The organism is Psychromonas arctica (genome assembly GCF_038155225.1).
Taxonomy (GTDB): Bacteria; Pseudomonadota; Gammaproteobacteria; order Enterobacterales; family Psychromonadaceae; genus Psychromonas; species Psychromonas arctica_B.
Map to the genome: position 1 here is coordinate 68,596 of NZ_JBAKBA010000011.1, position 24,478 is coordinate 93,073.

Sequence of the window (24,478 nt, forward strand, 5' to 3'; positions counted from 1 at the left end):
TTAGCTTAACCAGGAAAGAAAATAAGTTTAGCTAGGAATAAAATAGCTAAGAACCAAACACTGAGACTTAAGTCTTTTGACTTGCCGCTTGCAATCTTAATCGCTGCGTAAGCGATAAAACCAATCGCGATACCATTAGCGATTGAGAATGTTAATGGCATCATCAACGCAACAATCACTACTGGTGCAGATTCAGTAATATCATCCCAATCGATACTTTTTAGCCCGCCGACCATTAATACAGCAACATATAACAGAGCACCTGCTGTAGCATAAGCTGGCACCATACCTGCTAATGGCGCAAAGAATAACGCTAATAGAAATAACACACCGACAACAACAGCAGTTAAACCCGTTCGACCACCCTCAGCAACACCAGATACGCTTTCGATGTAACTTGTTGTAGTAGAAGTACCTAACATTGAGCCTGCAATTGAGGCACCACTATCAGCTAATAGGGCACGGCTTAAGCGTGGTAAATTACCGTCTTTATCCAATAGTTTTGCTTTGTCTGCAACGGCAATTAATGTGCCTGACGTATCAAATAAATCAACGAACAAGAAGGCAAAAACAATACTAATCATGCCAACATTAAATGCACCAGCGATATCCATTTGCATGAAAGTAGGGGCAATACTTGGCGGCATAGAGATAATACCAGTGTATTGAACGTCTCCCATTAACAAGCCAATAATCGTCACACCTAAAATAGCGATCATTACACCGCCTTTAACACGGTAATGTGCTAATGCGATCGTCGCGATAAACGCTAAACAAGCTAATGCTGCTGGTAATGCCGTTAAATCGCCTAAGCTCACTAATGTGGCTGGATTAGCAACAACAATTCCTGCATTTTTAAGTGCGATAAGAGCAAGGAATAAACCGATACCTGCTGCAATACCTTTGCGCATTGGTAATGGAATTGAGTTGATTATCCATTCACGAATTTTAAATAAACTTAATAAAGTAAAGCAAACACCTGACAGGAATACCGCGCCTAATGCCACTTCCCAAGTGTATCCCATGTGTAAAACAACTGTGTATGAGAAGAAAGCATTAAGCCCCATACCTGGAGCTAACGCTACAGGGTAATTAGCGTAAAAACCCATGATAAAACAACCTAATGCGGCTGCTAAACATGTTGCTACAAATACTGCACCTGAATCCATACCTGTTGCTGATAACATTGAAGGATTAACAAAAATGATATAGGCCATGGTTAAGAAAGTCGTAAAACCAGCAACAATTTCTGTTTTTACATTGCTGTTGTTCGCGCTTAGTTTAAATAATTTTTCTAACATAATTTTTCCATTACTAACGGATGTGGAGGCCTATTCCCTCTAGCCTGTGGGGTTAAATTCTTTGTGTGAATTTTGCGCAATTATAGAATAACTGGTTTTATTAGCTAGTGTAAAAACTAAATTAGAATAGATTGAGGTGTCGTTAGAGGAAAAAGCAAGCAGAATGGCTAATAAAAAAACTGGCCGAAGCCAGTTTCTTAAATTCAAATAATAAGATAAAAATTATTTATTTATATCATTTAGCAGGTTTGGTGTTGAAAGTAACATCGAAGCGTATACCTTCAGAATTAATATCAGCATTTGTGTCAACACGTATTTCATAGTTTAGTAAATTTTTAACTTCTGGTGGTAAATCATCTTCTTCTGCTTTTTCTATTTCATTTATTATTGGGCTCATCATTTTTGATAAATCAAATGCCATACGATATAAGCCATTAGCAGATAGTTTTTCATTTGATAAATTTTCTGCTTCTTTCTTTGCTATTTCTCCATTATAAATAACAAAATGGTTACCCCTTATAGCAACCTGTGGATCTTCTTTAAATTCCGGAGGAAATGGAATCATAGACTTTAATGAAACTGATGGTCCATCAACTGTTAAACTTAGTTGCGATAAACCAGGCACCATCATTTTTAAAGTGTCAAAAGTTGTTTTTGGTGATTCTGCATGAACAGCAATTAATGCATCAATATTTAAATGCTCTACTTTTTTTGTATCTGTATCAGAACGTTTTATTTTATAGTCAAATATTGTTGCACTTAGACCCTGAATACCTGTTGCCATATTTGCAAACATGCCTACTATACCTAACGGTTTACTACCTTTGGCTATTTCTTGTTGTACTATGTGTAATGGAAGACATTGATAACTTGGTGTTACTAAGTCTGTAAAAATATTAGCTAATGAACCTGATAAATTACTTACATTAAATGCAATACCTATCGATGCGATCTTATTTTCATAACCTTGAACATATGCTGGTATATAACCGCGTAACGCTTGAAGAGAGTCTAAGATAACTTTGTTTTTACTTTCAATAATCGTAGACATTCCCATAGTCGTTTCTTCTTTTGTGATATCCATTTTTGTGTAACCAAATACGGTACGTGGCCAGTTTTGTGCAATAGAGTTAAACTCTCGATGACAAACTTCATTTTGAATCATTGTAAGCGATTCATTGCTCTCTTCTTTCATTAATTCAGTTATTTGCTTAGCGATTAAATTACCGTCGGTTGTTGTTAATCCTTTAATTATTTCAACGTGATTAATAAATCCAATATTTGATTTAGATAAATTATGTTGTTTAGCCGTATCCGAAATAATGCTTGTATCTGATATAGGATTAACTGGTTTGGTTAAACCTAAAGCTGTTGATAATAGTTGTTCGGAAACACCTTTCGTTGTTATTGTTAAGGTTAAAATACCGTTATTTTCTGCAATAATTAAATTAATTGTTTTATCTGCATCTACGCTATCGTCGGTTAAACGATAAAGGCGGTAAGTTTGTTCATTTAGTTTGCCTTGTATATGATTGAATCCCGTTTCTTTTTCATTCTTATCTAAAAAGTCCCAAAGCACTTGTGGGTTTGCTATTTCAGCTTTAAAAACAGGTAATAAACCTATTGTGTAGAAATAAGCTCGTATTTCATCTGCTAAACCGAAGTTAGTTGATAAAATTTCTGGGTTTTTTAATGCGTCTTGATAAGTGCTCAATATATTTTGTGCAAAGTTAATTGCAGGACTTTCTTCCTCTAAAATTTCAGATAATAAAATTTCTTTTTGAGAGTCAAAAGAGGGAATCGAAGTAAGGTAATCTTTTATCGGAAAAGGGGTTAATTGACCTGTAAATATTGCAGTATCTGCTGGTACATAATTTAGTACGTTATAAGCAGGTTGTTCTGTTTGTTGCGGTTGCTGTTGCTGATAAAGGTAAGCTGCACCAGCTAGGGCAACAAGGGCAACAGGTATTAATAATTTTTTCACGATTAAAGCTCCATAATATATTGATTTTTATTACTATTATTTTTTATTAAACGTTTGTTAGAGAATAGAACCATATAAATATTAATAAGCTTATTTATGTTATTTATTGATACTTTAAATAATTGGCTTATTAATAATGGTTAAACAGGTTAATTTAATAAATAGATGTTACTAAAAAATTGACGATAAAGCTTTTTTTATTATTTTATTTTGATTTTTAGGGGGTGGAAGTGGTTTTAATATGTTTAGTTTTGAAGTGTTATTATCTTTTTTATTATTTTGAATACAATCTTATGTTTTTTATTAAATATTTATAGAATTAGCGTTAATCTCATATGGTAAACGAGAGGTGTTTTTTAATTTTAAAGTTATTTAGAGGGTATAAACTGGCCGAAGCCAGTTTTGAGTTATATAAAGGATATTACTGGAAAAATATGCTTATTTTTTAGGAGATTTATTATTAACGATTGAATCGAAGCGGATGCCTTGGTCGTTAATATCTAAAGTGATATTCATACGCGCATCGTAATCCATTAAGAACATTGCTTCTTCTGGAATAATTTCACCCGCTAGTTTTGCAGCGTCTGAAATTGGCGTTAATATTTTCTTCGCATCAAAAGATAATTGATAAATACCATTGGCTGATAACTTTTCAAGTGCTAATTTTTCAGCTTCCTGCAAACCTTTGTTTCCATTATAAATAACTAAATGATTACCTTTGATCGCTAATTTTGCATCTAGGTTTAACTCTGGCGGTGTAGGAAATAACTTGTTTAAGGAAACAGCTGGGCCATTATCGCTTAATTCAACTTGTTGTAATTGAGGAACAAACATTTTTAGTGAGTTAAAAATAGCGATTGGATTATCAAGATGGATTGCTAGTAATGAATCAAAACTATCGAGTTGTGCTTGGTCATTATTTTCAGAAATACTGTAATCAAAGATTGCCGCGCTAATCCCTTTAACGCCAGCTGCCATATTTGCGCCCATACCTAACATTGCCAAAGACTGTCCACTGGCTTTAATTTGATATTGAATATCTGCAAGCGGAGCGCATTGATAGCTTGGTGTTGTTAGATCGGCTAAAATAGTCGTTAGAGAATTAGATAGTTGACTAACATCTAACCCAATTGACGTTGCGATGACGTTATTTTCAAAGTTTTGAGTATAGTTTGGAATAAAACCGCGTAATGCTTTAAGGGCACCTAATATTGCTTGGTTTTTGCTTTCGATTATAGCTGAAAAGCCTAATGTTGATTCATCTTTACTGATATCTACTTGAGTATAACCGAAGGCAGTACGAGGCCAGTTTTGTGCAATGCTATTTAACTCATTTTTACATACGTCAGTTTGTAACATTTCAAATGGATGTTGGCCTTCTTCTTCGCTAAGTTCAGTTAATTGTTGAGCAAGTTGGTTACCATTTTTACTGGTTAAGCCCTTAATGATTTCAATATTATTAATGAAACCAACACTCGTATCTGAGAATTGGTGTTGTTCAATGATATCTGAAATAGTGGTTGTATCAGCTAAGGATTTACTTGGCTTTTCTAAACCGAGTGCCATTGCTAAAAGATCTTCAGATACAAAATCACCTTCGATAGTGATGGTTAATATGCCATTTGATTGTGCAACCAGTAGGTTGATTGATTTGCCATTATTGTTTTCTGTCAGAGGGTAAATACGGTAAGTTACATCCTTAAGCTTGCCTTCTTTATGTATGAAACCTGTTTCTTGTTCATTTTGGTCTAGTAGATCCCAGATTGCTTGCGGATTAGCAACTTCAAGTTTTAAAACAGGTAATAAACCTAAAGTATAAAAGTAACCTCGTACTTGATCTGCTAAACCAAAAGTTTTAACTAATAAGTCAGCATCTTTTAAACCATCTTGATAAGCTTTCATTAAATTAGCTAAGAAGTGCAATGACGGTGTTTCTTGATCATGTAAAGCTTCGATTTGAGCTTGATCTGACGGATCAATTAAATGTGGAGAAGACGCAATGTAGTCTTTAATAGGAAATGGCGTTAACTGCCCCGTAAATAATGGAGTATCAGAAGGAACGTAGCTTAATACATTATTATCATCTGAGCTTTGTTGTTGATACATATAAGCAGAAGCGCCAACGGCAACTACAGCGATAGGGATTAATAATTTTTTCACGGTTAAAACTCCATAATTCATTTATGAGTACTGTGACTAATTATTAGCCACTTTCACTTTATAAAAAATACTCTATCAATCCGAATAAATAGCTGATCTATTTTACTGGTTAAAATAACTTACTTCGGCGATATAAGTTGAGTAAAACGAGCAACTATTTACGGCAACCTATATCTTTAATTAAGCCATTTTCCCTACGTGAAATTAAGATCTTATATAATCCAACTGATATTAAATAACGCTATCGAGGAGCATATTAGTGAATATAGTACTAACTCAAATCGCGTATTTCAGGGGGGTAAGTCTATTGGTCATCTAATTTGATATAATGTTCATTAAAATTACTCGATATTTGCACTTTTAGCCACCGTTTAAAGTTTAAAGCATTATTTCTTTTGGTAACGTAAGTCTTTCAAATTAAAACCAAGTTTAATTTGTGTTTTTAATGACGCTAATTGTTTTGATAATAAAGCATCATCATGATGTTGTTGTACTTTTAACAAGCGCTTATCAACGGGTTCTGTTTGTGTATGAGCTAACATGCTATCTAAACTTTGATATTGTTGTAACAATGCTAATGCGCCTTTATTGCCAACACCTTCTACTCCTTTGATATGACTACTACTAATACCAGCGATTGCCCAATAATCAGTTAACTGATTAATTTTAAGCCCTAGCTTATGCTCTACATAATAGCTGTCCATATGTAACGACTGAAAATAATCATAAATACTGGTGTAAGCATTTAGTAGTTGATAGAAGCCTTTATCCGTCGAGACAATAATACAACGTTGTTGTCTATCTGTTATTTTACAAGCAAGGGTTGCAATTAAGTCATCCGCTTCATCTTGCTCTGTGATTAAAGATTCGATACCCATTTCATAAAAGGCATCTTGGATGGTCGGTAAATACGCTTTTAATGCTGGAGGTATTGGTTTTCGACCTTGTTTATATTCAGGTAAGAGTTGATGACGCCAGCTTTCTTGATGGCTATCAAAAACACAAATAACATGAGTCGGTTGGTGTGCTCGCAACATTTTTTGTAGCGCATTACAGGCTGTGTTGTTGGTGGCACTTAAGGCAAACTCTTGTTTAGCATTCTGTTTTTCTTGGACTGCATAGATGCGACGAATTAAATTCATCGCATCTATAATTAATAAGGAAGCACTCATATTATGTTTTTATCTTATAACAAGGAGTGTAAACAGAACCTGGTAGTTTCATGCGACCTTGTCCAATAAAGCTTTTTAATAGTTTATCGACGCGTAACATTAAATCTTTTTCGCCTGTGAGTAAAAATGGGCCATTTTCTTCAATTGATTTGATACCATCATCCTTAACGTTACCACCTACAATACCAGAAAATACACGTCGTAAGTTTGATGCTAATTGCTCTTTTGGTTGGTCGCGATGTAAAACTAAGTCAGCCATGTTTTCATGGTTAGGAATAAAAGGAACTTGGAAGTCTTCAGCAATCTTTAGTGTCCAATTAAATGAGTAAGCATCTCCAATTGCTTTTCGATATTCTTTCACGCGATGCATTGATTTTTTAATCAGTTTAGCCACTAATGGAGCATCATCGATAATGATTTGATAGTGTTCTTGTGCTTCAGTACCTAATGTATTAACAATGAACTCATCAATTGCTTTAAAATAATCTGCGCTACTTGCTGGGCCTGTTAATACAATCGGTAAAGGTTGACGTTTATTTTCAGGATGCATCATGATCCCTAAAATATATAGCAGCTCTTCTGCTGTACCTGGACCACCAGGGAAGATAACAATACTATGGGTGAAACGAACAAAAGCTTCTAAGCGTTTTTCGATATCAGGTAAAATAACCAGTTCATTAACTATCGGGTTAGGTGGCTCAGCTGCAATAATTCCTGGCTCTGTTAAACCAATATAACGTCCGTTGCTGACGCGTTGTTTTGCATGACCAACTGCGGCACCTTTCATCGGACCTTCCATTGCGCCAGGCCCACAACCAGTACAAATATTAAGTTCTCTTAGGCCTAATTGATTGCCTACTTCTCGTGTGTAAGCAAATTCAATATCATTGATCGAATGTCCTCCCCAGCAAACAACAACACTAGGCCCAACACCCGCTTTTAATACATTGGCATTACGTAGAATTGAAAACACTAAACTGGTAGCTTGCTCGCTGTTAAATACTGATGAAGCAGCGGGTTGTAATTGTGTATTTACATACAATAGATCACGTAATACAGAAAATAAATGATCTTGCATACCCCTAATGAGAGAACCATCTATATAAGCATCTTCAGGTGGGTTTAGCAGCTCTAAAATAACGCCACGTTCTTGATGAAGTACATTAATTTCAAAATCTTTATGTTTTTCTAGTATCTCTTTACTGCTATCGGTATGACTACCTGATTTTAATACGGCTAAAGAGCACTGTCTGAATAATTGATAAGTTTCGCAAGAGGCACTGTATTTAAGTTGATTTACTTCTAATTGAGAAAGTAGTGCCATACTACCAACGGGACTAATATGTGAAATCATAGCTTCTCCTTTTAACTGTCTGTTAAGACTAACTTAGTTGGGTTGATAAGCTATCTAAAAGCGTTAATTTATTATAAATAATTGAAATAAAAATAAACTAAAGTGTTTTAATTATTCCTAATTAAAGCTTATTCATTATCTTTTGGTAAAAAGATAACTTTATCGCGACCTATATTTTTAGCTTGATATAACGCTGTATCAGCACGTTCGAAAGCATCATCTGCGTCATCTGAAAGTAGAAAAGTAGTAAAACCAATAGAAATGGTGATCGATAAATTTTCTTTTTTGAATTGAAAAGGGATTTTTTTAATACGATCACGTAACTTATTTAATGCCAATTCTGTTTGTGCTGGAGATATCTCTGGTAATAATAGAGCAAACTCTTCACCACCATAACGGGCAATATAATCAGCATTACGAATAGATTTTTGCAATGTTTGTGCAATCACATTAAGTACTTTATCACCGGCTAGATGGCCAAAACTGTCGTTAATAGATTTAAAATTATCAATATCAATAACGGCAATATTAAGCGTGTTTTTATAACGTTTAAAACGTGTCACTTCAATCTTTAAACGTTCGCTCCATGCTGCACGGTTTGGGATTTTAGTTAAAAAATCAATATGTAATTGTTTGTTTTGTTGTTTAAGTGTTTTTTGATAACTTTGAGTTTCATTTTGTAATTCTTTAATTTGCCTAACCATTCCTTGAAATTTACAGCGGAACTTTTCTTCTTGTTGTTTTTCTTGTTCAGCCATGGCTTCCTGTACATCAGTAACATATTCTGAAATACGCTCACGTAAGGTTTCGATACTTTGTTCTTTTTCACTCGTTTCTTTTAACAATTCAGCATTATTTTTTATCGTAACAAAAGTTTCTTTTTGCTTTTCAAAATCAGTTTCAGTTATCTTTAAGGTTTGTGCAAAGTTTAAATAAAATTGCGTTAGGCTGTCATTTAATGTGTATAAAAAATGGCGTGAAGATCGTCGCTCTTCACGCGTACTATCAATAATGATAGTAATAACTTCTAAGCAGTGATGAGGTAAACTAAAAGGGTCATTTTCATTACGTATTTTAAGGCGAATATGGTCAAGCTTTTTAACAAAAGCTTGACCTACATCTAACTCAAGAATGAGTAATTGCAATTCATCATTAATAAATTCAACGTCAGCTTTATTGTCAATCTCTGGTTTTATTGCATTTTTACTTAGCTCAATAACAGCTCGTTGATAAATTTTAATGAGCTCTTTTAATTCAGAATGGTATTCAATAACAGTGTAGGGCTCAGGGCAGCTTTTCATCTTTTCAATTCTACTTTTAATAGATCCTGAAAGTGACTGTATCTGTTGCAGCTGAGCTTGAGATTGGCGAGAAACTAAATGACCTTCTAAAAGCTTATCATCTAAATTATTTGGAATACTTTCAAGTTGTTGGGTATATTCATCAAAAAGTTCTATTTCAGCTTCAACAGTTGAAGTAGATTGCAATTTTTTTAAAAACTTAACTTGATACTTATCAATCGTTTTGTTTTGACGATGACTTAGTTTCAATAATTGCTGCAATAATCGAACTATTGCGATAGATGATGCCATTAGTTGATTCCTTTTAATAATGTCTTATTAATTATCAATCAGTTAAGGGACAAGTACAAGCGTGATAAGTCAAATTTAAATACGCAAATTATTAACGATTTAGCTCTGGCCAACAGATTGTAGTACCTGGGTGACTACATTTTAACTTTACAATTCCTTTATCTATACCTGCTTGACCCAGTATCCATAGGTCACCGTCAAAAAATGCGGGTTGTATTTTCTCAATCGCATATAGCTCTAGCCAGCTACTTTCACCTACTGTTTCTCGTATTTTACAAGCACCAAATAATGCTAAGCTTGTTAAGTTAAGCATTCTTTCTGGTGCAATTGCTCGTGAAACATTATGTAAAAAAGGAAAAGCAACAACACCACTCGCAACTTGCCCATCAAGTGAGTAAGTATCTGCAAAAGACTTAAAGAACACTTCTATTTCCTGTGCAAACTTCTTAGCTTCGCCATGATGAGCTTGTTCGGAAATAAATAATAATTGGTTATCGCGAACTTGAGTAATCATTGTATGTTCTTGAAAATTATTTTTTAACTCTTCGCCTAAAGCCGTTTCAATTTTCTCTGAACTAAATAACCCCTTTGAACCATTTAAATTACTTAAGAAGGGGACATAAACTAATGCATAAAAAAGTGGTTTACCTTGATATTGAAGATCGTTGTTTTGAACTTGTACTTGATGCGATGGTAATTTGGTTCTTGGATGTAATTGTAGTTTCTTACGTGTGATTTGCTCAGAAATAACCAATTTTTTAGTGCGACGTAGAACAGCAAAAATAATTAAAAAGGAAATTAATAGCAAAAGAGTTGCTACATAAGCTACATTTTTAAAGCGATTATTCTTTAATAGCAATTCATTGTTTTTTGTTTCTAATTGTATCTGTTGTTGAGTTTGTTCGATCAATTGAAATTGTTCGTTAATTTTTAATTGTTGTAAGGCAAACTGTTTTTCTTTGATTGCATTTTGTAAAGAGTGGAAATTTTTAAAATGGAAATTCGCTTGTTGATGATCGCCTGAAAGCTCATAACTTAATGCTAACATTTCAAAGGCTTTTACGCGTAACTCTGGAAATTTATCTTTTGCAAGAGTCAGTACATTCTCTAATTGTAAGATAGCGAGGCCAGTGTCTTGACTGCGTATATTGAGCTGCGCTAATAATAAGATGCTTGCAGTTTGCTGTTCTAGCTTATTTAGCTTTTGAAAATGATGGCGCGCATTTTGTAAATATTTCTGAGCAAGATCGGTATTCTTTTGCAGATCATAGGGAATAGAGGCATAAGTACGTCCCAGCTCTAAATAAATATAGGCTAGTAAGGTTTTGTTGTTTTTCTCTACTAATTCCATTGCATTAAATAAATAAATTAATGATTGGTTAAATTCTTTATTTTGACGCTTCAAAATGGCAAATTTTAATAGGCTGTCAGCCTGTTCTACGTAGTTTTCTGTTGGTAATAATAATTCTACACGTTGACTCGCGAAATCGATGGCACGTTTATAGCGATGTTTTTGTTGGTATAGGGTAGATAAGCTTTCTTTTACTAAACTGCTTAATTTAATCAGTTCTAGTTTGTCTGCCATTGAGTTAGCATTTTGAAAGTTTGTTATTGCTAATTGTTGTTGGTTTATTTGATCGTAATAGTGTCCATAAAAATAAGCTAACCAAGCTAATAATTCTGTTTCTTTAGAATTTTTCAGGTTTTGTTTAACTTTACTTAGCGATTCATTTGCAAGTTGATATTGATGTGTCTCGAGCGCTAGTTTTGTGATCGATAAATTTAATATCTCATCTAAATTATTTTTGTTCTTACGTTTTTCTTCTTTCATTAATTTAAGTGAATTTTGCATCATATTAATGAGTGTTTCATTGCTTAATTGTGGGCGCTCCGATTCTGGGATTTCACTCGAAATTAAGTTTAAAGTTCTAATTTCATCAGGTGTAACACTAGGGTTTTTTAATAGCGGCATTAATAACGTTAAACTTTTCTCATAATCTTCTAATTCAATATAGCAAGAGGCTAGTAAATGCGTAGGAGCATTATTTACTACTCTTTTATTATTGGTTAGTAGGTTTTCACTGCTTCTAGTATTTACCGGTGGCGGTAATGCCGCTACTTTTTCTATAAATTGAGTGACTGATTTTATACAGGTTAACGGCTCAAGTTGACGTGTTTTATAACTTTTCTTTATTGATGCAGGGATCAGCGCATCTGTTAGGCCAATAGCCGATGCAGAATGACTAATAGAGAGTAATAAGCAACTTAAAAGTGCACGTGAAAAAAAATTCATTAATACTTTAAACCCTATTAAGATATTAAATCTTATTGCTATTTAAATGTTCGTTATTGTAACAAATATAACATTACTGTCTTATTAAACGCACATTTTGAATAGTTGACGATGTAGAAGTACTTCGTAGGGGGTTAATATCTAATCCTCCTCGACGAGTATATCTTGCGTAGACCGTTAACGATGTTAATGAACCATAGGCCATTAAATCACAAAAAATGCGTTCTACACATTGTTCATGAAATTCATTATGTTGACGGAAAGAAATTAAATACCGTAGTAAATTTTCGCGATCCAACTGTTTACCAGTATAACTAATTTCAACACTTGCCCAATCTGGTTGGCTGGTGATCAAGCAATTTGATTTTAACAGATGCGAGTATAAAGTCTCTGTTACCGTTTCTTCTAAACTAATATTTTTTAAAAGCACTGGTGAAAGTTGATACTCGAAGATTTCAATATCTAACTCGTCTAAGTTAATGCCTGTAAATGTGCCTAGCGTGTCAGTTATTTTATCCAATGTTGCATTGAGCGTTACTTCAACTGGTTTGGTTGCACAAGCGCTAAGATCTTTAGTTAATATTTCCTGTACAGCTTCAACTGAATCAAAATGACTTTGATTAAAGCTATTTAAATATAATTTGAAAGATTTTGATTCAATTAAGAATTCACTATCGAATGGGACTTTTATCACGCCAGTTGCAACAACAGGCTTCCCTTTTTTATTTAACCAAGAAAGCTCATAAATATTCCATAAATCGACACCATAGAAAGGCAACGAAGTTGCCTCTAATCCTAGTTCGTTACGGTTTAAACTACGAGGTACAGCCTGTAATAACGAATTATCATAATGGCATTTATATTCTGTGACTTTACCCAATGATAGATCTTTTAAAGCATCGTTTTGGCTATATAAACTTGAATCTGACATGGTATTTCTCATTTTTAAAAGGCAAGGTTTGTTATAAATACAAGACAACAGAGCCTGAATCGTTACAATATGGAGTATTGTAACTAAATAGAAGAATTATTCGAGCTATGAATACAGATATCCAAATTGAGCTATTTGCTTTGTATCAACGTCATCAACAACTGTGGCAATCAACACATCAGACTTTACCTACTCAAGAATTTGATGCAGAGTGGATTTCTCCATGCCAAGTCGGCGATGTTGTCGATCAAAAGATTACCTGGAAAGCCCTCGTACGAGATAAAAAAGTAACCTTGAGTAATATTGAGGAAGCACTTGAAGTTACATTACATCCTTCTATTGAAGATCTATTTTGTAGTGCTTACAGTGAGCATATTACTTGTGAATTTGAAGGCCATCCTATTGAACTTATTCAAGTATGGAATGATCAGGATTTTTTAATTTTACAAGAAAATATGATTGCGCATTTTATGATGCAAAAACGCCTTAAAAAACCTGCATCGATGTTTATAGCTACTTGTAGCGATGAAATGCAAGTTATTTCAATTTTGAATGAAACTGGGCAAATACAACTAGAAACCTTGGGTAAGAAACAAGAGTCAGTACTCGCTGAGTCATTAGCTGAGTTTTTAGGTTTATTAACACCTAGATTGAGCTAAAATAAGTTAAGTAGGTTGAGGTGAAAGCCAGTATTAGCATTTTTATACTGGCTTTAGTTTTTATTAGAATGATAAATTTTGATAAAATTTATTTTGCAGAAAGTAACGCAGGATTAATAACTAAGTTTCTAACGCCGTGAGCATGGTCTTCTTTATATTGGTTACCTTTTAACCAAGTGTCTACTGTCTTAATATCAACCTTTAACACTTTGGGTCTTACGTTCCAAGTTACTTGAAATGGTGATCCTGCTTCATTGTAACTAGGTCCTGTTGTTGATCCTTTATACTGTACGGGATTTCCTGAGTTAGAAGGGATGTTGATCGCTTGTTGATAACCCCCTTTATTCGCATTTTTAGTTAACTCAATAAAATTAAGTGCAGATTTATCATTTACTAAAACAAGAACTTGTGACTCTACACGTAACTCAGGATTTTTAATCGAATCACTCAAACAAGCGCCCAGTGTAGGGCCAGGTGTTACTTGTGCAGAAGAGTATACGTAATGTACTTCAATTGTGTCGCCAGGAAATAATTCACTATGTGAATTTTTGCCTACAGCGTTATTCGTTGGAGCAAGCTCATTTTTTGTTAGTAAACCAGTATATTGGTAACCACTGTTATAACCATCACCATTGCCATTACCTGCATATTGTGTAAATTCTCCTCCTTTATGTTCGGCATTTTTATGGAAATGAATATTACATAGGTTCATTTTAGAAGCGCTTGGTGCTGCCGAGAATAATTGTTGATTAGTGCCACTTAAATCATCTATATCACGAGGAGATTGAGGGCCGAATCCTTTGCCTATTGTGTTTTTTTGTAACTCAGCTCTTTGTGCTTCAATAACCTGATCTGATACAGACTCATGATGTAATGCGAATGCTGAAAAAGGAAGGATTGAAGTAGTGCATAATAGCAGTAGATATTTTTTCATTTGTATTTCCATTGTTATGAATAAATTTAACGTTTTAGTTAAATAGAGTTGTAATGCTTTAAATAACATAACAAAAATAACTTATTAAATAAGTGAGTAAGGTGATAATAATACGATAAAATACATTTTCTTTATTTTAGATTATATTAGGATTGTTATTTTGATGTCTTTTTTCCTGTCGATACCTATTAGTTTACGATTTATGCTGTTATCTGCATTTTCTTTTGCATTAATGACCGCTTGTGTGAAATTAGTCAGTACTCACCATATTCCTGTTTTTGAAATTGTTGCTGCACGTGGTTTAGTATCATTAATCATTAGTTATGTTGATATTAAAAGAAAAAAAATACCGATATGGGGAAACAATAAAGTTCTATTAATAGCTCGTGGAGTTGTTGGAACACTTGCTTTGCTGTGTGTGTATTACGCGGTGACAACATTACCTTTAGTAGAAGCAACGTTATTACAGTATCTCTATCCTGTATTTACTGCTATTTTGGCGTTTTTATTTTTAAAAGAAAGAATTCAACGTTCAACCTTGATTTGTATTTTATTGTGTCTGTTAGGCTTGTTTGCGATGGTTAAACCGAATCTATCGCTTAATAGTGAAGTTGTACTACCTTGGTTTAGTGTTTTTATTGCTTTATTGGGGGCATTAGGCAGTGGTACCGCATATGTGATCGTAAAACGATTAAGTAAATGCGAAGATAGTTCGGTGATTATCTTTTATTTTCCTCTGATTGCATTACCGTTATCCATTATTTTGTTAGGCGATAATTTTGTGATGCCTGATACAGAAGCGTTAATTTTATTGTTATTTGTGGGGATATTTACCCAGATGGGACAGGTCGGTTTAACCAAAGCGATGCAAAGTGAAGTTGCCGCTAAAGTCAGTGCTTTTTCTTATGTTCAAATTATATTCTCAACTATATTAGGTGTGATTATCTTTAATGAAGTTCCTTCTTTTTGGACATTAATAGGTGGCATATTGATCATTTTAGGGGCGTTAGTTAACGTTTTTGGCAGTAAAAAAAAGCAGTAAGATTTTGATCTTTTACTAGATGATTATTTAAATACATAAAATACCGTTCAACATCATAAAATGAACTAATACGGCATAAATGAATGATTTAAAAATATATTTGGTCTATTTCAAATGAACTTAAATTTATTTTTAATGACTATAGTTGAATAAAAAAGAAACAATGCTTATCTATTTACCTAACTATAGTATTATGGCCTATCATTGTTTCTGTTAAATCAGCTTACAAATTTACTTAGCATTCAGCTATTTCAACCAAATATTAGAAAACTTAATTATATAAATGAAAATACCTAAAAGAATCCAGCCATTAGTTGACGATGGCATTGTAGATAGTGTTTTACGACAACTAATGAGCGGCAAGGAAGCAACAGTTTATGTTGTTCAATGTGGCGATGAAGTACGTTGTGCAAAGGTTTATAAAGAAGCTAGCAAGCGTAGTTTTAAAAATGCTGTTTTGTACAATGAAGGACGAAAAGTTCGTAATGGCCGAAACGCGAGAGCAATGCAGAAAGGCTCTAAATTTGGTCGTGAACAACAAGAAGAAATTTGGCAAAATACCGAAGTAGATGCGCTTTATAAATTTGCAGATGCAGGCATAAGAGTACCAACACCTTTTGGATGTTTTGGTGGTGTGTTGATTATGGAACTCATTACTGATGCTGATGGCTTTGCTGCGCCACGTTTAAATGATGTCACTATGCCAGAAGAAAAAGCGCTAATTGATCACGCGAAAGTAATGGATTATGTCGTGCGCATGTTAAGTGTTGGTGTTATTCATGGGGATTTATCAGAATTTAACGTATTAGTTGATGATGAAGGACCTGTGATCATTGATTTACCACAAGCAGTTGATGCTGCAGGTAATAACAATGCAAAGAAAATGTTATTGCGCGATGTGAATAATATGACTCAATACTATTCACAGTTTGCTCCTAGCCTTGCTTCTACTCGTTATGGTGATGAAATTTGGGCTATATTTGAAACGGGTGAATTAACCCCTAAAACAGTATTAACAGGAAAATTTATCGATTCAGAAATCAGTGCTGACGTTGATACTGTTTTACATGAAATAAATGCAGCGCGTGAAGAGGAATTAGATCGCCTAGAGCGTATGTCGGACGGTGAATAAAAAGCGTTAAGTTATTACGGTTTTATTATTAAATATTTACCTGATTTTTATGCCTAAGAGTGCTTAATATTATGTTTGATCTTTTTTCATCTATTGTGGCGCTTGGCACTAAAAATGAACATTCAAGTGCTGTACAAAAGACTCGAATGCTAAATATGCTCGTTCTTTTGACTATATTGATTGCGATAGTTTATTCCATTAGTTACATGTATGTATTAAATGCACCTTTGGTTGCTTTGTATAACCTTGTTTTGACCAGTGGTTACTTCCTCTCACTTTTTTTTAGTCATCAACATCATCATAAAGCAGCTAAAACCTGGTATTTCTCCTTGATTATGCTGCACTTATTTATTTGTGGTAATCTCTTTTTTACTCAAGAAAGTGGCTTTCATTTTTATTATTTCTTAGTGCCTATCGGCGCGTTATTATTATTTGAATTAAAAGAAAAAAAGCTTAAAACTACTTTAAGTTTGGTAGCCGCATCATTATTTTTATATTGTGAAAATACCCTTAATGAAAATCCGTTACATGTATTTAGTGAAGCTGCGAATCATTTATTGTCCCAATCGGCTTTTTTAGTTGATATGTTCGCTATTATATTGGCGCTGACTTTATTTAGTAAACAAATTGAGAGGCATGAATTGGGGCTTATTAAGCAAGCCTCTACGGATATGTTAACGGGATTAAATAACCGTCGGTTCTTTTTTCAAGAAGGTGAAAAGTTATTAACAAAAAAGAATAAAGAAAATAAATCCTATAGTTTGCTGCTCATCGATTTAGATTATTTTAAAGATATTAATGATAAATATGGGCATGCTGTAGGTGATGAATGCTTGATCATTGTTAGCGATGCTTTACAAAATGTGGGACCTGAAAATAAACTTTGTGCTCGTATTGGTGGAGAAGAGTTCGCTATTATATTACCTCGTTGTGGCCCTAAATCTGCAGAAGTTATCGCTGAGCATGTTAGAAGTGCTATTGAAAAGATTACTTTGACCACTTCACAAGGAGATTCTGTTGAGTGCTCAGGAAGTATTGGTATCAGTCATAATGAGGTTAAAAATGAAACCCTAAAAGAATTACTTGAGCAGGCAGATATCGCGTTATATAAAGCTAAAGATAATGGCCGAAATCAAGTCGTTTCATACCATCAACTTACTCATTCTTAATGCATATTAATATCATTTTTTTAACAAATATATTCCTTCCCTTTTAGTTACAACTAAACTTTATGATAGTGTTATTTTCACTACATTTATTTTTAAACATTTTTTATTTAGGTAGGTCACGACATGATTACAAAAATTAAGCGATTATTGAATACGTTAATTCCCGAAGAAAGTCCTAAGTTTGATAGTACATTAGCGATTGTTTGTTTACTTTGCGAAGTCTGTGTTGCAGATGAAAACGCTTCTAAAGAAGAAGAAATTGCAATTATTAATACGTTAGAAAAGTTGGTTGATATTGATAAAGAAAAAGCAGCTGAGTTGTTGAAAGTAGGGATGCAAGAAATAACTATCAGTAATTCAGTCTTTGATTTTACTTCTCAATTAGGTGATTTAGACAGTGAAGCTCGTATTGACCTAATTAAAGCAATGTGGGAAATCGCTTATGCGGATGGCCACTTAGATAAAATGGAAGAAGCATTAATACGTAAAGTTGCAGCATTAATTTATGTTAATCATAGTGATTTTATTAGAACCAAACTTTCTGTTAATCCAGAATAGTCATTAATCAACATGTTATGAGCTTTAAGGTTTGTTAATGTTTCATTTAATAAACCTTAGCAGCGTACAATAAAACCAATTATTGATTTGCTGTTAATGACAGTTAGTTAATGACAGTTAGTTAATGACAGTTAGTTAATGACATCCTTACCATCAACTAACTATTCCGTTATTAACTCATCATAAAAGTGATATTGTTATGTCAGCTTCTGCATTAAACACCATTAAAAACTATCATCAACAAACTAAACATAGACCCAGAGCATACGCTCGTTCATCTGGTTTTATGGATTGGGTAAATCAACCACTACCTTATCGTTTATATCAAGGTGCTGAAAAAATACGTTTACCATTACCGTCACTATTAAAGAATGAGTTAGATAATGTCCCTGCTAGTTATCTATATGAACGCTCTACTAAACCTGCAAAAGTGATTTGTCTTGAGAGTATTGCTGCACTATTACAGAACAGCTTAGGATTATCTGCATGGAAGTCTTATAACGGAACAGAATGGGCATTACGTGTTAATCCATCAAGTGGCAATTTACATCCGACAGAGTGCTATTTACTGTTGCCTGATCTTGAGATTGAAACCGAAGGTAACTTAAATTCAGAACATAAAAATGCTTACAGTGCCCATTATAATCCATATATTAATTCCTTAGAAAAGCGCGCAGTATTATCTGAATCATCTAGTGAGCTGCTTAATAAAAAGCAAGGCTTTGCAGTCGTATTAACAAGTATTGCATGGCGTGAAGCTTGGAAATATGGTGAGAGAGCTTACCGTTATTGTCAACATGACTTAGGCCATGCGCTTGCAGCTTTAAATATTGCGGCCAATTTAAATGGCTGGCAAGTTGAAGTACTTGAGAATGTTTCAAATAAAAAAGTGCAGTCAATACTAGGGCTTAATCAATCAAATACAGTAGCAGAAGAAGTTGAATATGTTGATTGTATTTGTTGGGTGAGTTGTAGTAACGATCATATCGAAGAGGTTAAAAACCCAGAAAAAGTCAAAAGCCTGGAAGAAGTTAAAGACTGGTTAAACGACTTGCCGGAGATAACGTATGTTGATCCTGCTAATCAATTAAGCCAGTCACATCAAGATTGGCCGATTATTGATGATGTTTTTAATGCGACTCATCAACAAGCTCTTACTTTTTTAACCGCTGAGACAACACCTTCTTCATCTGCTCTTTCTGAAAAATTTCTTTCTGTAAAAAATCATGGAGAGCAAACTGATTCCTTTTTAATTGAAGAAAGCGCACAAGCACTTATTCATCAACGTCGAAGTGCGCAGAGTTTTGATGCGATCGCGAGTACGATGTCTATTGATACTTTTGTCTCTCAATTACAAAAAACATTACCAGAGAAAAATATGCTATTTTCTCTCCTGCCACAACCAGCCCAAACTCATTTAATGCTATTTGTTCATCATGTTGAAGAGATAAACTCGGGGTTATACCTTTGGTTGCGTAATCCATCTCATTTAAATGCATTAAAGTCAGCAATGCATAGTGATTTTGAATGGTCACAAACAATAGAAAATCAGCCTTTATATTTATTAAAAAAAGGTGACTATAGAAAAATAGCTAAGGCAGTAAGTTGTGAGCAAGATATAGCTGCAGACAGCACCTATAGCTTAGGGATGTTAACTAAATTTGAAGATAACCTAATTCGTTCGGCAAACCAATATCCTTTGTTATTTTGGGAAACAGGTATGATTGGACAAGCATTATATTTAGCCGCTGAAAGTGATGGATATCGAGGTACTGGGATTGGGTGTTTCTTTGACGATCTCGTTCATGATCTATTAGGACTAAAAGATCAGCAGTGGCAGAGTTTATATCATTTTACTGTGGGTAAACATATTGAGGATAGGCGTATTTCAACCAAACCTGCATACTTTCATCTACAAGCATCGGCAGAATAATTGGTTAGTTGAAAGTAGAATAGTTAGTTGAAAAATAGAAGTCTGATTACAAATTAAAATAGGAAAATATCATGACATTGTTAACCGAACAAACATGTAGTGCATGCAATGCTAATTCAACAGAGCAACCATTAACCGTAAGTGACATGTCTGAGTTACTGGTGCAGCTAAAAACACAATTTAATGATTGGTCTTTGATAGAAGATAAAGGGGTAGGGAAACTATCTTGTGAATTTGTTACTAAGCGTTATAGCAATTCAATTCGTTTTACTAATCAAGTGGCTGCGTTAGCAGAATCAGTCAATCACCATCCGTTGATCATTGTTGAATATGGGATGGTGACGGTGCAATGGTGGAGCCATAATATTAAAGGCTTACATCAAAATGATTTTATTATGGCCGCTAAAACCAGTGCTTTATTTTTAGAGTGCTAACAGGTGCTAAAACGAGTGCTTTATTCTTAGATTGTTAACTGTTAACTGTTAACTGTTAACTGTTAACTGATTACTGACATTAGTGATTTAATTTCTACTGATATCGTTATAGATTTTTTACAGAACCCTTTTCAATAATAAATCTTTTTGGATATCTCCACCCATATTGAAATCATGTTCACCAAATTGTTCAAATCCCATTTTTTGGTAAAACGTTAATGCAGGGAAGTTATGTTCCCAAACACCTAACCATAAGTATTTTTTATTCTGTTCAATGGCTCGCTCAATAGCAAATGAGATTAATTTTTTACCTAAACCTTGTGATAAAAAGTCTTTAAGTATATAAATTTTTTCGACCTCCAATGCCTTTGCATCAAATATATCTGTTTGTGCATCATCGACATTTAATTTCAAAAAACCAGCTAGCTTAGCGTCTGTATTTTTAGCTTCACTTTCAGATATGCTTTCTGATGTATTAGAAGTGGCATAAAGAAAATAAAATTCACTGTTTGTATTTTGAAGCTGTGCAGATAATTTCTCTATATTGAGCGACTCTTTATAATACTGTTGCAGTAAAGCTTCACTATTAGTATCAGAAAAAGTTTCTTGGTAGGTTCTTATCGCTACATCTTGTAATAATGCAACCTGAGATAAATGACATGGCTCTATTGTTGAAGTTGATTTTTTAAACATTGTTCCTCAATCCCTATCTTCATTTACTTAATTTTATTGTAACTAATAAGTTATCTTAATTCATCGGCTTCTTCACTTGACGATTTAGCGACATAATCGCATTATGACCCTTTATATATTAGCTTGAGAGTAATATGAAGCTTATTTTTAATGGACCTGAAAATGGTCCTTTATTTGTTTTTTCCCATGGCGCAGGCGCACCACTAACGTCAGACTTTATGGAAAAGGTAAGTGTTGGCTTGGCTGAACAAGGTATTCGAGTTGCCCGCTTTAATTTTAATTACATGCAGCAGCGTGTAGAAACCGGAAGTCGTCGACCTCCTGAGCGAGCTCCTCATTTATTGAAACAGTTTTTAGAAGTGGTGCAAGGGCTGGATCAACCAATGGTGATTGGCGGAAAGTCTATGGGAGGGCGAATGGCTACTTTGTTAGCAGCCGAGTCTACTGCTGAGCAATTAAAACAGGTTAAAGGAATTGCTTGTTTAGGCTATCCTTTTCACCCTCAGGGGAAGCCTGAAAAGCTGCGCACAGAACATTTAGCGACTATTAAGCAACCTATTGCTATTATTCAAGGCTCACGTGATAAACTTGGCGACCAACATGAAGTCATCGGTTATTCTTTACCAGAAACCTTTCAATGGTATTGGTTAGAAGATGGTGATCATGATTTTAAGCCTCGAGTGAAAAGCGGCTTTACGCATCAACAACATATTGAATCGAGCATTACGTATTTAGCTGCTTATATTAAACGTTGTCTTGTTGAGTAATAAAAAGCCTGAAAGTGAAATAGATAAAAATAGAATAAAATAAAGTTGAAAGGTAACAACCCTTATTTTTCATCAATCAAAATCGAAAATGATCACTGTTTATTCAATAATCTGATTAATTGTGGTTTATTTGTAAAAGAATTGTGGATGTATTGTAGATTATTTTTTAAAATCTATTGCTCGTCCATCCACACGTAGAATATTTGTGCTTGTTAAAGCATTTAGATACATAAGGGATTTACATGTCAATTGAGATCAAACCGCTAGCAGTTGCTGACCGCAATGCTTGCCCTGCAGAATTTAGTTTTGGTGAAGTATTTGCCGACCATATGTTTACACAAACATACGAGCCGACTCAAAAGTGGACAAATGCTGAAGTTAAACCTTATCAAATGCTGCAATTAGACCCATCTGCTTCAGTTTTACATTATGGGCAAGAAATTTTTGAAGGTTTAAAAGCGTACCGTACAGAAAGTGGCGAAATTAACTTATTCCGTCCTCGTGAAAACTTTAAACGTTTTAACCGTTCTGCTGCGCGTATGGTAATGCCTGAAGTTGATGTTGAGTTTCACCTTAAAGCATTAATGGAATTACTAAAAATAGATAACCAATGGGTACCTGAAAAAAATGGTACCGCGTTATATATTCGCCCGACTATGATAGCAACAGGTGCTAAATTAGGCTTAGGCGCAAGTGATAAGTATTTACACTTTATCATTACTGGCCCTGCTGGTGCTTACTTTAAAGATGGGTTTGCACCTGTCTCTGTTTATGTTGCTGATAAGTACCGTCGTGCTGTAGTGGGTGGTGTTGGCGAAGCTAAAACTGGCGGCAACTATGCGGCTAGCTTATATATGTCTGAAGATGTTGCTGCAAGAGGGTACTCTCAAGTACTTTGGTTAGATGCGATACACGGTAAATATATTGAAGAAGTTGGCGCGATGAATATCTGTTTTGTTTATGGTGACCATATTGTGACACCTAAATTAAGCGGTAGTATTTTACCTGGTATTACTCGTGATTCAATTTTACAACTTGCTCCAACATTAGGTTACACAGTATCTGAAGAACAAGTAGCCATTGAAGACATCTTAGCTGATATTAAAAGCGGAAAAATTACTGAAGCATTTGGTTGTGGGACTGCTGCTGTTATTTCTCCTGTTGGTCAACTATGTTGGAAAGACGAAGATTACTTTATTAATGACAATAAAGCAGGGACTGTTTCTCGTAACTTATACGATGAATTAACGGGTATTCAGTACGGTTTACGTGAAGATAAATTTGGCTGGATTGAAAAAGTAGACTTCTAACGTTTAGTTTTATCTTGATGTGATAGAAGGCGCTTTTGGCGCCTTTTTTATTTTTATTTTTTACTTCCCTTTTAACTTCCAAATGTATTTTCAACATTATTGCAGATCATTTCTCTGATCCATTTGTGCCCTGGCTCATCATTATTTCGTTGGTGCCATATCAATACATAAGCCATCTCAGAAAAAGCAAAAGGCAATGGGATTTGTTTAAGTGGATATAATTTTTGTGCATGAGTAATAAAGCTTGAAGGCAGGGTGAAAATTAAATCACTATGTGCACAAAGACTCGCACCTCCATAAAAGTCTGGTAAGGTGCTTATAATGTTACGCTGCTTTCCTTGTTTTTCTAAAAAATAATCTAATGCCCACCATTTATTACCCTCACATACGATTTGTATATGATTTTGTTGTAGATAAGCGTCCTGATTCCATGAACCATTTTCTACGGCTGTTAAAATAGGATGATGTTGATGGACTAAACAGGTTTGATGGTCATTAAATAAAATGACATGTTCAATACCATCTGGTAATTTTTGTATCTCTAGACGGTGATCTTCAGAGAAGTCTAATGCGGTAATACCAAAATCCATTTTTCCTTGTTGTAGTGCTTGCATAGACTCTTTTTTCCAACTTAAGACATCAAGGTGAATACTTTTTGCTTGTTGTAATAATGGTCCGATAAAGCAAGGTAATAATGTTGCATAGGCACTTTCTAACATACTGATGGAAAAGTGTCTGTCACTGCTAGCTGGGTCAAAACTTGGTGCTTGAGTTAACTGATATAAACCCTGTAATAGATTCGGTAGTGTTTGTTGCAGCTGTAAAGCATGTGTAGTTGGTTTTAAACCATGTGCGGTACGTGTAAATAAGGGATCTTGTAAGCTTGTTCTTAAGCGAGTGAGGCTTTTACTTAATGCTGATTGACTTAAGTTTAGACGAACTGCTGCACGTGTAACACTTTCCTCTTCTAATAAGACTTGCAAAACGACTAATAAATTTAAGTCGATGCGCATTAGTTTATCGATATTCATAGGTATTCCTAGCTACTCCTAGATATTCC

At 34.3% G+C, this 24,478-nt stretch carries 20 protein-coding genes; 9 read left to right on the forward strand and 11 right to left on the reverse strand.

Features of this window, described 5'->3' with window-relative positions; genetic code table 11:
- Window positions 1-5: 5 nt before the first annotated feature.
- The 8 genes from V6255_RS06620 to queF all read right to left on the reverse strand — a co-directional run bounded on the left by V6255_RS06620 (window position 6) and on the right by queF (window position 12,787).
- Window positions 6-1,301: an NCS2 family permease gene (locus V6255_RS06620; RefSeq protein ID WP_341627442.1), complete on the reverse strand. Its 1,296-nt coding sequence runs from the start codon at window positions 1,299-1,301 to the stop codon at window positions 6-8.
- Between the two features lie 235 nt (window positions 1,302-1,536).
- Window positions 1,537-3,285, reverse strand: a complete 1,749-nt coding sequence (locus V6255_RS06625; protein WP_341627443.1) for a hypothetical protein — start codon at window positions 3,283-3,285, stop codon at window positions 1,537-1,539.
- Between the two features lie 438 nt (window positions 3,286-3,723).
- Window positions 3,724-5,445, reverse strand: a complete 1,722-nt coding sequence (locus V6255_RS06630) for a hypothetical protein (RefSeq protein ID WP_341627444.1) — start codon at window positions 5,443-5,445, stop codon at window positions 3,724-3,726.
- Window positions 5,446-5,831: 386 nt separating this feature from the next.
- The gene (gene xni, locus V6255_RS06635; protein WP_341627445.1) at window positions 5,832-6,617 is read right to left on the reverse strand and encodes a flap endonuclease Xni; all 786 of its coding nucleotides are present in this window, start codon (window positions 6,615-6,617) and stop codon (window positions 5,832-5,834) included.
- A gap of 1 nt (window position 6,618) precedes the next feature.
- Window positions 6,619-7,971: a nucleotide 5'-monophosphate nucleosidase PpnN gene (gene ppnN, locus V6255_RS06640; RefSeq protein ID WP_341627446.1), complete on the reverse strand. Its 1,353-nt coding sequence runs from the start codon at window positions 7,969-7,971 to the stop codon at window positions 6,619-6,621.
- Between the two features lie 128 nt (window positions 7,972-8,099).
- Window positions 8,100-9,563, reverse strand: a complete 1,464-nt coding sequence (locus V6255_RS06645) for a GGDEF domain-containing protein (RefSeq protein ID WP_341627447.1) — start codon at window positions 9,561-9,563, stop codon at window positions 8,100-8,102.
- Window positions 9,564-9,654: 91 nt separating this feature from the next.
- Window positions 9,655-11,856 carry a GGDEF domain-containing protein gene (locus tag V6255_RS06650; protein WP_341627448.1) on the reverse strand — a complete coding sequence of 734 codons (2,202 nt, stop codon included), beginning with the start codon at window positions 11,854-11,856 and terminating at the stop codon, window positions 9,655-9,657.
- A 73-nt stretch (window positions 11,857-11,929) separates the two neighbouring features.
- Window positions 11,930-12,787, reverse strand: a complete 858-nt coding sequence (gene queF, locus V6255_RS06655) for an NADPH-dependent 7-cyano-7-deazaguanine reductase QueF (protein WP_341627449.1) — start codon at window positions 12,785-12,787, stop codon at window positions 11,930-11,932.
- Window positions 12,788-12,894: 107 nt separating this feature from the next.
- Here queF and syd point away from each other — a divergent pair, with 107 nt between their 5' ends.
- Window positions 12,895-13,446, forward strand: a complete 552-nt coding sequence (gene syd / locus V6255_RS06660) for a SecY-interacting protein (protein WP_341627450.1) — start codon at window positions 12,895-12,897, stop codon at window positions 13,444-13,446.
- An 88-nt stretch (window positions 13,447-13,534) separates the two neighbouring features.
- Here the strand turns inward: syd and V6255_RS06665 are convergent, their stop codons facing one another.
- Entirely contained in the window at window positions 13,535-14,380 is an 846-nt protein-coding gene (locus V6255_RS06665) for a delta-class carbonic anhydrase (protein ID WP_341627451.1), read from the reverse strand.
- A gap of 163 nt (window positions 14,381-14,543) precedes the next feature.
- On the opposite strand from V6255_RS06665, the gene V6255_RS06670 reads away from it, so the two are divergent.
- The 6 genes from V6255_RS06670 (at window position 14,544) to V6255_RS06695 (ending at window position 20,648) form a co-directional block, all read left to right on the forward strand.
- Window positions 14,544-15,422, forward strand: coding sequence for a DMT family transporter (locus tag V6255_RS06670; RefSeq protein ID WP_341627452.1), 879 nt, complete (start codon window positions 14,544-14,546; stop codon window positions 15,420-15,422).
- A 283-nt stretch (window positions 15,423-15,705) separates the two neighbouring features.
- Window positions 15,706-16,554, forward strand: coding sequence for a PA4780 family RIO1-like protein kinase (locus V6255_RS06675; protein WP_341627453.1), 849 nt, complete (start codon window positions 15,706-15,708; stop codon window positions 16,552-16,554).
- Between the two features lie 71 nt (window positions 16,555-16,625).
- Complete coding sequence (locus V6255_RS06680; protein ID WP_341627454.1) at window positions 16,626-17,723, forward strand: GGDEF domain-containing protein; 1,098 nt, start codon at window positions 16,626-16,628, stop codon at window positions 17,721-17,723.
- A 123-nt stretch (window positions 17,724-17,846) separates the two neighbouring features.
- Window positions 17,847-18,281, forward strand: coding sequence for a TerB family tellurite resistance protein (locus tag V6255_RS06685; RefSeq protein WP_160060612.1), 435 nt, complete (start codon window positions 17,847-17,849; stop codon window positions 18,279-18,281).
- 199 nt (window positions 18,282-18,480) lie between these two features.
- Window positions 18,481-20,214: a SagB/ThcOx family dehydrogenase gene (locus tag V6255_RS06690; RefSeq protein WP_341627455.1), complete on the forward strand. Its 1,734-nt coding sequence runs from the start codon at window positions 18,481-18,483 to the stop codon at window positions 20,212-20,214.
- 71 nt (window positions 20,215-20,285) lie between these two features.
- On the forward strand, window positions 20,286-20,648 hold the full coding sequence (locus V6255_RS06695; RefSeq protein ID WP_341627456.1) for a 4a-hydroxytetrahydrobiopterin dehydratase: 363 nt from the start codon (window positions 20,286-20,288) through the stop codon (window positions 20,646-20,648).
- Between the two features lie 117 nt (window positions 20,649-20,765).
- Here V6255_RS06695 and V6255_RS06700 read toward each other — a convergent pair whose 3' ends face one another.
- The gene (locus V6255_RS06700) at window positions 20,766-21,341 is read right to left on the reverse strand and encodes a GNAT family N-acetyltransferase (protein ID WP_341627457.1); all 576 of its coding nucleotides are present in this window, start codon (window positions 21,339-21,341) and stop codon (window positions 20,766-20,768) included.
- Window positions 21,342-21,475: 134 nt separating this feature from the next.
- Here V6255_RS06700 and V6255_RS06705 point away from each other — a divergent pair, with 134 nt between their 5' ends.
- Together V6255_RS06705 and V6255_RS06710 are read left to right on the forward strand one after the other, a co-directional pair.
- Window positions 21,476-22,108 (forward strand): alpha/beta family hydrolase, encoded by a 633-nt coding sequence (locus V6255_RS06705; RefSeq protein WP_341627458.1) that lies wholly within the window; start codon window positions 21,476-21,478, stop codon window positions 22,106-22,108.
- Between the two features lie 242 nt (window positions 22,109-22,350).
- Window positions 22,351-23,418: a branched-chain amino acid aminotransferase gene (locus tag V6255_RS06710; protein WP_341627459.1), complete on the forward strand. Its 1,068-nt coding sequence runs from the start codon at window positions 22,351-22,353 to the stop codon at window positions 23,416-23,418.
- A 71-nt stretch (window positions 23,419-23,489) separates the two neighbouring features.
- Here the strand turns inward: V6255_RS06710 and V6255_RS06715 are convergent, their stop codons facing one another.
- A complete protein-coding gene (locus V6255_RS06715; protein WP_341627460.1) occupies window positions 23,490-24,449 on the reverse strand; it encodes a LysR family transcriptional regulator in 960 nt (319 codons plus the stop codon).
- Window positions 24,450-24,478: the final 29 nt, after the last annotated feature.